This window comes from uncultured Caballeronia sp., from assembly GCF_964243625.1.
Lineage (GTDB): Bacteria > Pseudomonadota > Gammaproteobacteria > Burkholderiales > Burkholderiaceae > Caballeronia.
Window position 1 is genome coordinate 1 of the sequence record NZ_CAXTGZ010000122.1, and the last position, 13706, is coordinate 13706.

13 protein-coding genes are annotated in these 13706 nt (G+C 61.1%); 5 read left to right on the forward strand and 8 right to left on the reverse strand.

The genetic code is table 11. The annotated features are described in order from the left end of the window. From ACFFAR_RS10905 to ACFFAR_RS10920, 4 genes are all read left to right on the forward strand, one after another. The coding region (locus ACFFAR_RS10905; protein WP_174365654.1) for an SAM-dependent methyltransferase at positions 1-380 on the forward strand (380 nt) is incomplete at its 5' end. Positions 381-463: 83 nt separating this feature from the next. After that, positions 464-1270, forward strand: a complete 807-nt coding sequence (locus ACFFAR_RS10910; protein ID WP_174365655.1) for a hypothetical protein — start codon at positions 464-466, stop codon at positions 1268-1270. Between the two features lie 11 nt (positions 1271-1281). Continuing rightward, complete coding sequence (solA, locus tag ACFFAR_RS10915) at positions 1282-2472, forward strand: N-methyl-L-tryptophan oxidase (RefSeq protein ID WP_375507878.1); 1191 nt, start codon at positions 1282-1284, stop codon at positions 2470-2472. A 159-nt stretch (positions 2473-2631) separates the two neighbouring features. Continuing rightward, positions 2632-2808, forward strand: coding sequence for a hypothetical protein (locus tag ACFFAR_RS10920; RefSeq protein WP_155524263.1), 177 nt, complete (start codon positions 2632-2634; stop codon positions 2806-2808). Between the two features lie 85 nt (positions 2809-2893). Here the strand turns inward: ACFFAR_RS10920 and ACFFAR_RS10925 are convergent, their stop codons facing one another. The 8 genes from ACFFAR_RS10925 to ACFFAR_RS10960 form a co-directional block, all read right to left on the reverse strand. After that, positions 2894-4114, reverse strand: coding sequence for an ABC transporter substrate-binding protein (locus tag ACFFAR_RS10925; RefSeq protein WP_062001067.1), 1221 nt, complete (start codon positions 4112-4114; stop codon positions 2894-2896). A 53-nt stretch (positions 4115-4167) separates the two neighbouring features. Then, positions 4168-4878, reverse strand: coding sequence for an ABC transporter ATP-binding protein (locus tag ACFFAR_RS10930; RefSeq protein ID WP_075360208.1), 711 nt, complete (start codon positions 4876-4878; stop codon positions 4168-4170). Then, positions 4875-5663, reverse strand: a complete 789-nt coding sequence (locus tag ACFFAR_RS10935) for an ABC transporter ATP-binding protein (protein WP_062001069.1) — start codon at positions 5661-5663, stop codon at positions 4875-4877. Before ACFFAR_RS10935 ends, ACFFAR_RS10930 begins: the two co-directional genes overlap by 4 nt. Next, the gene (locus tag ACFFAR_RS10940) at positions 5660-7582 is read right to left on the reverse strand and encodes an ABC transporter permease (RefSeq protein ID WP_375507879.1); all 1923 of its coding nucleotides are present in this window, start codon (positions 7580-7582) and stop codon (positions 5660-5662) included. Before ACFFAR_RS10940 ends, ACFFAR_RS10935 begins: the two co-directional genes overlap by 4 nt. A 397-nt stretch (positions 7583-7979) precedes the next feature. Beyond that, complete coding sequence (locus ACFFAR_RS10945) at positions 7980-8459, reverse strand: MarR family transcriptional regulator (RefSeq protein ID WP_174363749.1); 480 nt, start codon at positions 8457-8459, stop codon at positions 7980-7982. Then, positions 8449-11145, reverse strand: coding sequence for a c-type cytochrome (locus ACFFAR_RS10950; protein ID WP_375507880.1), 2697 nt, complete (start codon positions 11143-11145; stop codon positions 8449-8451). The genes ACFFAR_RS10945 and ACFFAR_RS10950 overlap by 11 nt, the downstream gene beginning before the upstream one ends. Before the next feature lie 30 nt (positions 11146-11175). After that, positions 11176-11649, reverse strand: a complete 474-nt coding sequence (locus ACFFAR_RS10955; RefSeq protein ID WP_062002249.1) for a (2Fe-2S)-binding protein — start codon at positions 11647-11649, stop codon at positions 11176-11178. 57 nt (positions 11650-11706) lie between these two features. Then, positions 11707-12867, reverse strand: a complete 1161-nt coding sequence (locus ACFFAR_RS10960) for an FAD-dependent monooxygenase (RefSeq protein ID WP_075360203.1) — start codon at positions 12865-12867, stop codon at positions 11707-11709. Between the two features lie 293 nt (positions 12868-13160). Here ACFFAR_RS10960 and ACFFAR_RS10965 point away from each other — a divergent pair. Further along, positions 13161-13706 (forward strand): Asp/Glu racemase (locus ACFFAR_RS10965; protein ID WP_375507881.1); only part of this gene is annotated, 546 nt, incomplete at its 3' end.

Consider the following 13706-nt stretch of genomic DNA (forward strand, 5'->3'; position numbering starts at 1 on the left):
GTCACGAGATCGAATATGAAGTGATCCCCGGCATCACCAGCGTGCAGGCGCTCGCCGCGCAGCACAAGATCCCGTTGAACCGCATTGGGGGATCGATCCAGATCACGACCGGCCGGCTGATTGCGGAAGGTTTCCCGGACAATGTCGATACCGTCGTTGTCATGCTGGATGCCGAAAACGCGTACAAACGTTTCGCGGATCAGGACATCGATATCTATTGGGGCGCGTATGTAGGAACGCCCGATGAAATCCTCATCTCCGGAAAAGTGAAAGACGTCATGGGCGATATCGAGCGCGTTCGCGCCGAGGCGCGTAACGCGAACGGCTGGATCATGGACACTTATCTGATGCGAAGAAATCGAAGTGTCACTGACAGATAGCGAACCACAAGCGAACGTATAGCGGATGAACAACGAACGAACCATGGCGAGCCCGAACTATACTGGCGCATCTGGAGGGTTCAATGACCGATCACGAAAGACTGCACCCGCTGCGTCCGTTCCTGAAGAATTGGGTCTGGGAGCATGGTCGAATCGGGACTCGCTATCTCGATTGCACCGACGGCACCATCAAGTTCGATGAAGGCAAGAAATCGCATTTTGCCGCCGAGAAATACATCTACGTCCAGCTCGATAAAGACGCTCAGGACAACGCCGCCGCGGACGGCCCGGTGATCCACGAAGCGGGACTTGCCCGCTTTTTGCGAGCGGCGCAACTGGGCACACCGGCGGAAGCCGGTTCTGTTGCCGACGTTCAACGGGCGGTGCAGGACTGCGTGGAGCTTGGCATCTTCAGCGCGTACCAACGGGAAGCTCACGAATCGCTCGCCCGGTACGCGGAAGAAGCGATGTTCGACGACGAGATCCGCGCAGCCGTTGTCGAAGACATTCGTCGCAGCTACGCCGGCATGCGTGCGCAACTCGCGCTGTACGATTTCAGCGTGCTCTACGGCTTGCCCGCACCGCTCCTGATCAGCGAGACGCCGTTCATCGACTGGCGGGTGCGTGCCAGGCCGGCGCAACCGTTTGTTTCCCTCCCGCTTGGACCGTACGCTCTGCTGGTCGGCGCGCCGTCAGGCAGGAGCAGCCGTGTCGGTCCGGTCGTCTGGAAAGCTGCGAGCGCAATGGGACCGCTGAAGGATCACAACCGGCATCTCGCGGAGCACGCGCGGCTCTGGCTCGTTGCAACCGCGGACGATCAACTGATCGCGGAGCAAGGCCGCTTTGCGCCCGCCATCGATCCGGCAAAAGAGGATACGAAGCCATCATGACAGGCGGTGCAATGAACCGAATGCAGCAGGAACTGCGGTGCGATGTCGTGGTTGTAGGACTGGGCGCCATGGGTGCCGCAACGCTTTACCAACTCGCCAAGGCGGGCGCCGACGTTGTCGGCATCGACCGGTTCGCGCCGCCGCACGACCAGGGCTCGAGTCACGGCGACACACGCATCACCCGCCTGGCGGTTGGCGAAGGCGCCGCTTACATTCCGTTTGTGCACCGCTCGCACGCAATCTGGCGCGAGCTCGAAGCAGACAGCGGCGAAGCGCTCTTCGAGCAATGCGGCGTGCTTGTGATGACGTCGAGCGAAGCGCCCGCACGTCACCATGGCGCGGAAGATTTCACGGGACACACCATTGAACTTGCGCGCCGTTACGGCATTGCGCACGAGATCCTGAACGCCTCGCAAATCCGCGCCCGGTTTCCCCAGTTCGGACCGGTTCGCGACGACGCAACCGGTTACTTCGAACCCGAAGGCGGTTATGTTCGCCCGGAGCGTTGCATTGCGGCGCAATTGAACGCTGCACGCAAACTGGGCGCTACGGTGATCACCGGCACGACGGTTTCATCGATTGAATCTGACGACGGCGTGGTGCGCGTCAGAACCGGCGATCGGACGCTCGCGGCCAGCAAGGTCATTGTGTGCGCCGGAATGTGGTCGGCAAATTTGCTGGGCGAACCGTTCGGCGCGTTGCTGAAGGTCTGCAGGCAAACACTGTTCTGGTTCAGGCTCGAAGAACCATCGATATTTCCAGAAATGTCACCGACCTTCATCCTTTCGCACGGTCCACTGGAAACGGATATTTGCTACGGCTTTCCGCCCGTTCCCGGCGAAGGAAGCATGAAGATCGCAACGGAGCAGTACGTGGGTTTGGATTCCATCGATACACTCGATCGCAATGTCTCGGACGCGGAGGTTGCGCAAATGGTCCGGTCCCACGTCTCGGAGAATTTTGCGGGCGTGACGCCGGAGCTGGTCAAAGCCGCCGTTTGTACCTACACGGTCACGCCCGACTATGGTTTCATCATCGACGACCACCCCACGCTCGCCAATGTGACCGTGGTTTCCGCGTGCTCAGGGCACGGCTTCAAGCACTCGGCGGGTATCGGCGAGGCGCTTGCGCAGCGGACCCTCACGGGACGAAGCGATGTCGATCTCTCGGCGTTTTCGGTGAGCCGTTTTAACGTGCGGTAATTTTACGCAGCCATCCTCCGATTCGTAGCTGTCATTCTTCAGTGAAATAGCCGTAGAATGCCGCGCTTATCGGGGAATTGCTTTGCCGGCGGGAGCCTCACAATTCATCCATGCCAGTCGTTGCGGCAACGTAAAGATACCAATCGGTTCGGGGATGAAATGAGCACGTTGATGTGGGTCGTGTCTGTGTGGGCGATGGCTGCACTGCTGGTCGTGTTGTTCGTGCATGGGGCCAGCATCAAGTCGAAGCCGCCCGCCAGGCGCAAGCCCGCCGAGGCAACGCCGCCGGCGGCACAGACAACGGAGAATTTGCGCCGCGTTTCTTCCGAAGGCTGAAAGTTTCGGTTCCTGTCAGGCCCAGCTAAAAAGCCGCGCTCGTTCCCGGGCGCGGCTTCTTTTTAAACGACAACAGCTCCAAAGCTCAATCCGCCGGCCGCATCTTCGCCACTTCGGCATCCGATGGCTGGACGCTCGCGCCATCGATATACCGGTACGACGTCATCACGCCCTTGCCGTCCTTGAGCGCCGTCGTGCCGACGTACGCACCCATGGTCGACTGGTTGTCCTGCGCGCGATACGAGATCGGGCCAAAAGGTGTATCGACGGACAAGCCCTTGAACGCCTGCGCCAGCTTCTCGGAGTCGGTCGACCTGGCTTTCTTCAAGCCATCGGCAATGGACATCAGCGCCGAGTATCCGACCACCGATCCGACCCGCGGATAGTCGTGATATTTCGCCTGGTACGCCGCGACGAACTTCTTGTTCGCGGGGGTATCGATGGAATACCACGGGTAGCCCGTCACGATCCAGCCAACCGGCGCCTCGGCGCCCAGCGGATCGATATATTCAGGTTCGCCGGTCAGCAGCGACACCACCGAGACGCCCTTGAACAAACCACGTGTATTGCCTTCACGCACGAACTTGCCGAGATCCGCGCCGAACTCGACGTTGAAGATGGCGTCGGGTTTGGCATCGGCGAGGGCTTGCGTCACGGCGCCTGCGTCGAGCTTGCCGAGCGGCGCGGCTTGATCGGCGACAAACTCCACATCCGGTTGCGCGGCCTTCAGCAAACGCTTGAACGTGGCCACTGCGGACTGTCCGTACTCGTAGTTCGGATACACGACCGCCCAGCGTTTCTTGTGCAGCTTGGCGGCTTCGGGCACGAGCATGGCGACCTGCATATAAGTCGATGGACGCAGCCGGTACGTGTATTTGTTGCCGTCCTGCCAGACGATCTTGTCGGTCAGCGGTTCAGCGGCGAGGAAGAAAATCTTGCGCTGCTTCGCATAGTCGGCGAGCGCCAGACCCGTGTTCGAGAGGAAACCGCCAAACAGCAGCGAGACCTGCTCGCCCGTCACGAGTTCCTGCGCGACGCGAACCGTATCGCCCGGATTGCCGTTGTCGTCGCGGGAGATGACCTCGAGCTTCTTGCCGTCGATACCCCCTGCCGCGTTGACTTCATCCAGCGCCATGTTCCAGCCGTTCTTGTACGGCCCGAGGAACGCCGGCTGCGCTTTGTAGCTGTTGATTTCGCCAATCTTGATGGTGTCGGCAGCAGCCGCGCCGGTCGACGCCAGGGCGGCGGCTAGCGGCGTAACCATCAGGACGGTCAGGCGCAGCAACGATCCAACACGCGTGGTCATAGTTGTTCTCTCCAGATGGGTGCTGATTAAAAACCGCTTTATACGTTCACGCGTCATACGCTCAAGTAAGCCCGCCGCACGGCTTCGTCGCGTGCGAGTTCGTCTATGGTGCCGCTGAACCGGATCTGGCCTTTTTCGAGCACATAGGCGCGGTCACTGACGAGTTCGGCAAAGTGCATGTTCTGCTCGGAAAGAAGAATGGAAAGCCCTTCGCGCTTCAACTCCAGAATCATGTTCGCCATCTGCTCGACGATGATCGGCGCCACGCCTTCCGAAGGTTCATCGAGCAGGACGAGATACGGGTTGCCCATCAGCGTACGCGATACCGTCAACATCTGCTGCTCGCCGCCGCTCATCTGGCTGCCGGGGCGGTTCGGCATTTCGCCGAGATTCGGGAACAGCTTGAAGAGTTTTTCGGGCGTCCAGCGCGGTGCGTTTTCGCGGGGCGGCTGACGGCCGGTATCGAGATTTTCCATCACCGATAAATCGCCGAACACGCGGCGGTCTTCCGGCACGAAACCCATGCCAAGACGCGCGATGCGATATGGCGGCATCGTGGAGATGTCCTGGCCGCAAAAGTCGATCGCGCCGCGCCGCGTGGGAAGCATGCCCATGAGGGCTTTCATCGTGGTCGATTTGCCGGCGCCGTTGCGGCCCATCAACGCAACCACTTCGCCGCGGCCGACTTCGAGACCGACGTCGTAGAGAATCTGCGCACGGCCGTAGAACGCGTTCAGGCCCGAGACCTTCAGCATGGCCGTCATCGAGCAACTCCGTCTTCGGCAAGCGATGCACGCGGCATGAACGATTTTCCCGTGCCGAAGTACACCTCGCGCACACGCGGATCGTTGCGCACGGTCTCGGCATCCCCCTCGCCGATCAGTTTTCCGCGTGCGAGCACGATGAGTTTGTCGGCGTAAGCGAACACCACGTCCATGCTGTGCTCGGTGAAAAGCACGCCGAGCTTGTGGTCGATCACGAGTTGCTTCGTCAGCGCCATGAGGTCGTTGCGCTCCTTGGGCGCCATGCCTGCGGTCGGTTCGTCCATCAGCAGCAATTTCGGCTTGTTGGCAAGTGCGATGGCGAGCTCGACGCGCTTGACATCGCCGTAAGCGAGCACGCCGCATGCGCGCTTCGCGTGCGCCGCCATGCCGACTTGTTCGAGCAGCGCGAGGGCTTCGTCGGCGTGTAGCGATGGTGCAGGCTTCCACCAGTTGAACAGTTCGTGATCGCGCGAGACCAGCGCCATCTGGACGTTCTCGATGACGGTCATCGAGTTGAACGTGGCCGCGATCTGAAAAGTCCGGCCAACGCCCAGGCGCCAGATATCGCGTGGACGTTTGCCGGCGATCTCGTGGCCATCGAAAAGGATCGAACCCGAGCTTGGCTTCAACTGGCCGTTGAGCATATTGAAGCACGTCGACTTGCCCGCACCGTTCGGGCCGATCAGCGCAAGCAGTTGTCCGGCTTCGAGGTCGAAGGAGACGTCGTCGACCGCCTTGAGGCCGCCGAACGATCTCGCCAGATTCGATACCCGCAGCAACGTCATAGCGCCTCCTTGGCAGGTTGCGGCGCGGCGCCGTGATCGGCATTGCGGCGTGAGTCGAGCTTGTGCTGCACGAAGCCCACGATACCCTGCGGAAATGCGATCACGAGCACCAGGATCGCGCCGCCAAGCAGCGCTTGCCAGTAGTCGGTCTGACGCGCGACGGTATCCTGCAGCCACGTGAACACCGCTGCGCCAACAATGGGTCCGGCCAGCGTCTGTATGCCGCCGAGCAGGACCATCACGAGGCCATCGACCGAGCGCCCCACGCTGATCACTTCCGGCGAGATGGAACCCTTGGAGAACGCGTACAACGATCCGGCAAGCCCGCAAAACAGCGATGCGATTATGAACGCGACCCATTGAATCCGCTTGACATCGATACCAATGGCTTCAGCGCGCAATACCGAATCACGCGAAGCACGCATTGCATAGCCGAGCGGCGAGAACAGCATGCGCCTGAGCATCCACACGCCGATGACTGCAAAGAACAACGTCAGGTAGTAATACGCAATCGGCGAACTCAGCCACGCCGATGGCCACAGGTTGAGAATACCGTTGCTGCCGCCCGTCACCGCATCCCACTGGTACACGACCGACCACACGATCTGCGCAAAAGCGAGCGTCAGCATGGCGAGATAGACGCCCGACAGACGCACGCAAAACCATCCGAACACGAGTGCGCCCAGGCCCGCAAGCACGGGGCCGAGAACAATGGCGGCTTCCATCGGCAAGTTGAGGACTTTCAGGAACAGTGCTGCGCCATACGCGCCAAGTCCGAAATACGCAGCGTGCCCGAACGAGTGCATGCCGCCCGGTCCCATGATGAAATGCAGGCTCGTCGCAAACAAGACGGCGATCAGGATCTCGACCAGCAGCACGGGCATGTACGGGAATACGCCCGACAACAGCGGCGCGAGCAACAGCACCGCGAGGACGATACCGGCGAATATCTTGAGCCGCGAATCGGCGCGGCGCAGTGGCGTTTCGGCGAACGCCATCGTGCGAACGGCCGTTTGCGCGCGACCAAGCAGTCCCCAGGGCCGCACAACCAGCACGATCGCCATCACCACGAACTCCGCCACGAGCGTGAATTTGCTAAGCGAAAAGACCACGCCGCCAATGGTCACATCGCCAATGCCGATACACAGCGCCTTGATCTCGGCGATCAGCAACGCAGCCACGAAGGCGCCAGGAATCGATCCCATGCCGCCCACCACCACGACCACGAATGCGTTGCCGATGGTATCGAGATCCAGCGAAAGATTCGCCGACATGCGCGGCACTTGCAGCGCACCGCCAAGTCCCGCGAGAAACGCGCCGATGAAAAACACGCCGGTAAAAAGCCACGCCTGATTGATGCCGAGTGCGCCGAGCATCTCGCGGTCGCTCGTTGCCGCGCGCACGAGCGTGCCAAGACGCGTGCGCGTCAGGCCGAACCACAGCACCGCGAGCACGATGGGACCGATCACGATCAGCGCGATGTCATACGTCGGCAGCGAGTGGCCGAGCAGACTGACCGCACCGCCAAGCAACGGTGCGCGCGGGCCGAACAGGTCTTCGGGGCCCCAGATGTAAAGCGCGGCATCGCGGAAGATCAGCACCAGCGCGAACGTGGCAAGCAAGTGGAACAACTCGGGCGCCTGATAAATGCGCCTGAGCACGATCATCTCCACGAGCGCGCCGATTATGGCGACGACGACAGCCGCGGCGAGCATCGAAAGCCAGAAGCCCGCGACCGTTGAACCGAAGCGGCTCGCAATGCTGTAGGCCACGTAGACGCCAAGCATATAGAACGAGCCATGCGCGAAATTGACGATACGCGTCACGCCGAAGATCAACGACAAACCGGACGCGACCAGAAACATGGCGCATGCATCCGCTAGTCCGTTGATGAGTTGCACAGCCAGGTTCGACAACATCGACGCCTCTATCGCTTGGTTTTCATCAGGAAGACGGCGCCTGTCCTGCGCAGCGCTGGATCAACTCATCAACTCATCAACTCATGTACACACTCTAATTCTAGTCTTCTATGCAATGAGTATGCCTGTTTTACAGCTAGTGACTTGTACTAGGTATTTTGGCCTTATGTCGCTATGCAGAAGGACCTTAAGCCTGACGGTTCGCTGACATGCAAGAAAAGCGCCGCACCGCATTGCACCTTTAAAACCCAGCGTACACACCACAATCTCTTTTGCGGTGCGAAGGTCCCGCTATTGGTGCAATGCCGCGAGCCACCTCTGCCTGGCATGCGGATTGGATGCAATTATAAGAAGCAGTGGCTTTGCCCGCAGTGGTTTTATGCATCTTGCAGCGATATCAGTCGCTCTCGACCGCGCTCAGTTTGCGCAGCAGATAGAGGACGGCCACGCGTTCGGCGTCGTTGAGATCGCTCATGGTCAGCTCACTGATGCGCCGCGCAACCGGCGTTACGCCCTCGACCAGTTCTTTGCCCGCCTGCGTCAATTGCACGGTGACCTTGCGCCGGTCATCGCGATTGGTGCGCAACTCGATCAGATCGCGCGCCCTCAAACGTTCGATAATGCCGCGTACCGTGGCTGCATCGATTGCGGTCGCCTTGCCAAGGTCGCTCATGGACGATGGCCCGAGCTTACGGCTCGCGCTCAACACGGCAAACTGCACGGCGGTCAGTTGCGGGTCGTCGATACTTCGCCCGAAGATGAACAGATGCCGCTGATAAGCCTTGCGCAGCAGATGCCCGATCTGCTCCGATACTTCATATTGGGGCGAGGGAGGTTGCGAGGTATCGGAGGAACGCGTCGGAGGGTCAATGCGCATGTTTGCGCACCCGCGCTGACACCTGCTCCAGATCCTTCCACGGCGCCTCGTTCGGCGCGAAAGTGGCGCGGATATACGTCACCAGGTCGGCCATCTGGCGGTCATCGAAGGAGTCCCTGAAGCCGGGCATGTAGCCGAGCGCATCGGTGGCGGGGGCGTCGATGCCGTTCTGAATGACCTTCAGCAAGTTGTCGGGCGTAGCTTCGCTCACACTTGTATTGAGCGCCAGCAACGGTCGCACACCGAAGTTGCCGACACCCCCGGTCGCCGCGTGGCACACGGCGCACGCGCCATCGAAAATACGGCGGCCGCTGTCGAGCGCTTGCAGGGTGACGGCGTCCGGTTTGGCTTGCGCGACTGCCACCGGTTTCGCGACTTCCGCCGTAGCCGATAACGACGCCACGTAATGCGCCATCGCACGGACGTCGGCTTCGGGCAGTGTCGACAAACTCGCGACGACCGGCGCCATCGGTCCGGCGGCGACACCGTGCTCGTGCGAAAAACCGGTCTTCAGGTAATCGTAGAGCGCCTGTTCGGTCCACTTGACGGGCGCTTTCGAGTTGCCGACCAGCGAAGGTGCAACCCAGCCCTCCGCGCTGCCGCCTGTCATGTACAAGCGTCCGCCTTTTTCCGCGCCGAGTGCGTTGCGCGGCGAATGGCATGCGCTGCAGTGGCCGGCGCCATCGACGAGATATTGCCCGCGGTTCCATTGCGCCGAACGCGTCGGGTCCGGCTTGAATTCACCCTGCTTCAGGTACAACGCATTCCAGCCCGCGACCAGCGCGCGCTGGTTCAGCGGGAACGGCAAGCGCGTTTGCGGCGGCGCATGTTCGACGGCCGGCTGCGACATGAGATAGGCGTACAGCGCGGTCATGTCGGCTTCGCTCATCTTCGTGAAGGCGGTGTACGGGAACGCGGGGTAGAGATGGTGGCCATCGCGCGAAATGCCCTGGCGCATCGCGCGGTCGAACGCAGCGAAGGACCAGTTGCCGATGCCCGTCTTCGGGTCAGGCGTGAGGTTGGTCGTGTAGACCATGCCGAACGGCGTTTCAAGCCCTAGGCCACCCGCGTTGACGGCGCCCCCGGGCGCGGTGTGGCAGACGGCGCAATCGCCGAACTCGGCAATCTGGCGGCCACGCGCGATGGTGGCCTCGGACCAGGTGGAGGCCAACGGGCGCGCGATGGGTTCTATCGACGCCCGTAACGGCCATAGCGTGCATGCGAGGCCGATCACGCCGCCAAGGCTGCCGGCCGCGAGCAACGCCTTCAGCGAGCGTTTGCCGCGCTTTGGTACGCCAACCGGTGCCCCGACCATTGACGCTTCCGATCCATCCAGCGCCGCGCGCACGCGTTCCGGCGTGAAGGGCGGCGCGCGAAAGCGTACGCCGGTTGCATCGAAGAGCGCATTGGCGATAGCCGCAGCGGCCGGCGATGCATCGATGCTTTCGATGGCAATCCCGGCAGGCACATCCGCGGCGGCGGCCACCGCCAGATCATGCGATACAGCCTGAGCGCCGGGCGTTTCGTCGTGCGATGGCCGCGCGGTGAGCTGCAGACCGAGCGCACGCGATGCCGCCGCCGCAATCAGCCCCGCCGGAACGCCGCTCATGCGGCCCAAGCGTCTGCGACCGCTCGCACGCCCCGCCACCACGCGCTTGACCGCTACGTCGCCGGTCGCGCGATTGACATCAAGATCGACAATCCACGCCGAATACGCTGGCGTTACCGCGTTGCTCTTGTGTTCATCGAAAGCGAAACCGCGGCCGTGCGCTATTCCACTAGTCGAATACTTCGGCTCGCCACCCCACGCCGCACGTTCCGCGACTGTATTGATCAGCTCGCGTGCGCCGTCGTATTCCACCGGATCAAGGTGATCGAGCCGGAACGACACGGGATCGCGGTTGTTCTCACGCGCGATTTCATCGATGAACGATTCACGCGCAAAGGCATGCGCCGCGTCAGGAATGAGTTTGGCGGGATCGTCGATCAGTAGTTTCGAACGGCGTGACACATACGGGCCTGGATCTCGTGCAGCGGCTTCGTCACCGGAAACACCGGGCGTTCGCGCAATGTATTGCCAATCGAGCAGCGCACCTTCGCTGTCCAATGAAGCCGCGACGGAAAATGTCGCCTCACGCGCGAGCGACGCCGACATATATCCGCCGACACACACTGCGCCGCCGAGTTCTTTAATCAGCACCACGGCGGCGATTGCGGCGAGCGTTGAATCGGTCGCTGTATGGAGCGGATGGAACTCGAAGCGCTCAGCGGAAAACCCCGTCGCGCTGACGAGCTTCGCGAGCAGATCTGCGCCTGGCGGGGTGCTCGTCCATAGGGAGATGAAGTCGCCGTCAACGCGTGCGATCGCCTCGCATGGCGTGAACGTGTCCGGAGAAAGCGGCCAGACGTAATGCGCTTCCTGCTGCAGGCCGGAGTGCGGCACGGGCAGCGACGCATCGGCGCCCGTATGATCAACCACGCGCCGCGCGGCATCGCACGCAAGTTCAAGACGGGCCGCAACAAACGCAGCCACGTTCCCCGCGTGAACCCAGCGCACGCTGTCCATTTGCAGCGCAGCAGCACGCTGCAGCAACGCCGGGTCGACGTCCACCAGCACGCATGCATAGAGCATCGACTCGGGCAGCAGCACGGGTCGGCCGGAATCCCGTTCGTGCATGAGGTCCATTACAGGAGGTCCGTTACACGCGTCATTGGATCAGCGCCCTTCTTCGCGTTTCAAATACTCGACCGCGCGATGCACGGCCTTCATGATCTCGATATGCGTACCGCAGCGGCACAGGTTGAAGCGCAGCGCGTCACGAATCGCGGCGTCATCGGGTTCGGGATCGCGATCGAGCAGCGCCTTCGTGCTCATGATCATGCCGTTGAGACAGTAGCCGCATTGCGCCGCTTGTTCATCGATAAAAGCGCGCTGGATCGGATGCAACGCATCCAGCGTGCCGAGCCCTTCGAGCGTGACCGTTTCCCGTCCGATAGCCGCCGCGACCGGCACCACGCACGAACGCGCCGCACCGCCGTCGAGCAGCACCGTGCATGCGCCGCACTGCCCGAGGCCGCAGCCATACTTCGGACCGTTCAGCTCGAAGTCGTTGCGCAAGACATAAAGCAAGGGCGTGTCACGCGTCACGCCTTCGAGCGTACGCGATGAACCATTGACACTGAGCGTCATGGATTCGGAGGCCGATGATGCAGATGCGGACACGCTCATGTTTGACGTTTATCAGTATCAGGCTGCAGCCGTCGAAGCCTGCTTCGCCACTGGCGTCTTCAACGGCTCGTTGAACACGTCGTACGCAAATACCCACGCCGGATCTTCGTTCGTGCGCAGCCACGTGTTGTTGTGCGACACAAGCTGCACCTTCGAAGCACGTTCCGCGCGATTCGCTTCATACAGCGCGAACGCATTCGTGTAATCGTTCACGCCGATCTCGTCCAGGCACCGCGTCAGCATGGCCGCATCTTCGATAGCCATGGCCGCGCCCTGCGCCATGTGCGGTTTCATCGGATGGCAGGCGTCACCGAGCAGGACCAGCCGGCCGCGGCTCCACAACGGCAGCGGGTCGCGTTCCAGCAGCGGCCACTTCGTGACTTCCGGCGTGGCATCGATCAGCTTTTGCACCGACGGATGGTAACCCGCGAAAACTTCGCGCATCTCGTCGCGGCTGCTCGGCGCAACCGATTGTCCCGCCGGCCACTCTGCTTGCGGAACGCCGGTCACGTAATAGATTTCATCGCGCTTGGACGTGACGTAATACACCATCATATGGCGATCTTCCGACCACCATTTGACGCACAGGTCGAACGGATCGGTGCCGAGCAGCGACGCCGGAAACACCGCGCGATGCGCCACATGACCCGTATAACGCGGCGGCTCGGCGCCAAGCAGGTGATCGCGCAGTTTCGAGTTCACGCCATCCGCACCGATCACGATGTCGGCCGTTTCCACGCTGCCGTCGGCGAACGTCAGGCGCACGTCCTTATCGGTTTCTTCAATATTGGTCAGGCACTTGTTGAATTCGATGGTGCCCGGCGCAACGGCTTGCGTCATCAGCGCGTGAAAGTCACCGCGATGCACCGTCAGGTAGGTCGCGCCATATTCGTTGACAGCGAAATCGCCGAGCGGAATCTGCGCAATCGCCTCGCCGCTTTTCCAGTCGCGGCTGTACCAGAAGTCCGGATGCGATCCCATGACATTCAACGCATCTTCGCAACCGATGCGACGCATGATCTTCATCACGTTCGGCCCCAGGTGGATGCCTGCGCCAAGACGCGAGAACGCCGGCGCCTGCTCATACAGACGCACTGAATAACCGGCGCGCTGCATCAACGCGGCTGCCGCCGTTCCTCCAAGGCCCGCGCCAACAATCGCGATACGGGGTGTGCTCATGATGATCTCTCCATGTCTGGCGCTCGGACGAAAGTCGTTCAACCGAGCCTGTGTGTGAACTGATATCGAGTGTACACATTGAATTATTTTGGGTAAAGAAAATTTGCAGTTGATCTCGACAGGTGCGGGAAAGCCCTTTATCGGTGCGATTTATAAGGGTTTTCACCAAGCTGAAGCATGGCTGCACCATTAAAATTTATTTGTGGAATCTTGTTATATTCCAACGTGTACACTAGACTTTCCTGAACCAGACAAGCTGCCCCGTGCGGCCCACGAATTACGGAGTCGAACAGATGACCAAAAACTTCCGCATCGGCCAGATCGTGCCGAGTTCGAATACAACAATGGAAACCGAGATTCCGGCCATGCTGCTCGCGCGGCAGACCATCCGCCCGGAGCGCTTCACTTTCCATTCGAGCCGCATGCGCATGAAGAAAGTGGTGAAGGAGGAGCTTGCGGCCATGGATGCGGAATCGGACCGCTGCGCGCTCGAACTCAGCGACGCACGCGTCGACGTGCTGGGATATGCATGCCTCGTTGCAATCATGGCGATGGGCCATGGGTATCACCGCGTCTCTCAAAAGCGGCTGCACGAACGTACGGTCGAAAACGGCGGTTCTGCGCCGGTCATCACGAGCGCGGGTGCGCTGGTCGACGCGCTGAAGGTCATCAAGGCGAAGCGTATCGTGGTGGTTGCGCCTTACATGAAGCCGCTGACCGAGCTCGTGGTGGATTACATCCGCTCGGAAGGGTTTGAAGTCGTTGATTACCGTGCGCTCGAAATTCCCGACAACCTGGACGTTGGCCGTCACGACCCGCGCCTCTTGCCGGAAATCGTG

What these genes read in the sequence shown, in the direction of transcription:
- ACFFAR_RS10920 (WP_155524263.1), top strand. Translation starts at nt 2,632, where the DNA reads ATGAGCACGTTGATGTGGGTCGTGTCTGTGTGGGCGATGGCTGCACTG.
- ACFFAR_RS10925 (WP_062001067.1), bottom strand. Translation starts at nt 4,114, where the DNA reads ATGACCACGCGTGTTGGATCGTTGCTGCGCCTGACCGTCCTGATGGTT.
- ACFFAR_RS10935 (WP_062001069.1), bottom strand. Translation starts at nt 5,663, where the DNA reads ATGACGTTGCTGCGGGTATCGAATCTGGCGAGATCGTTCGGCGGCCTC.
- ACFFAR_RS10940 (WP_375507879.1), bottom strand. Translation starts at nt 7,582, where the DNA reads ATGTTGTCGAACCTGGCTGTGCAACTCATCAACGGACTAGCGGATGCA.
- ACFFAR_RS10945 (WP_174363749.1), bottom strand. Translation starts at nt 8,459, where the DNA reads ATGCGCATTGACCCTCCGACGCGTTCCTCCGATACCTCGCAACCTCCC.
- ACFFAR_RS10960 (WP_075360203.1), bottom strand. Translation starts at nt 12,867, where the DNA reads ATGAGCACACCCCGTATCGCGATTGTTGGCGCGGGCCTTGGAGGAACG.
- ACFFAR_RS10930 (WP_075360208.1), bottom strand. Translation starts at nt 4,878, where the DNA reads ATGACGGCCATGCTGAAGGTCTCGGGCCTGAACGCGTTCTACGGCCGT.
- ACFFAR_RS10910 (WP_174365655.1), top strand. Translation starts at nt 464, where the DNA reads ATGACCGATCACGAAAGACTGCACCCGCTGCGTCCGTTCCTGAAGAAT.
- ACFFAR_RS10950 (WP_375507880.1), bottom strand. Translation starts at nt 11,145, where the DNA reads ATGGACCTCATGCACGAACGGGATTCCGGCCGACCCGTGCTGCTGCCC.
- solA (WP_375507878.1), top strand. Translation starts at nt 1,282, where the DNA reads ATGAACCGAATGCAGCAGGAACTGCGGTGCGATGTCGTGGTTGTAGGA.
- ACFFAR_RS10955 (WP_062002249.1), bottom strand. Translation starts at nt 11,649, where the DNA reads ATGACGCTCAGTGTCAATGGTTCATCGCGTACGCTCGAAGGCGTGACG.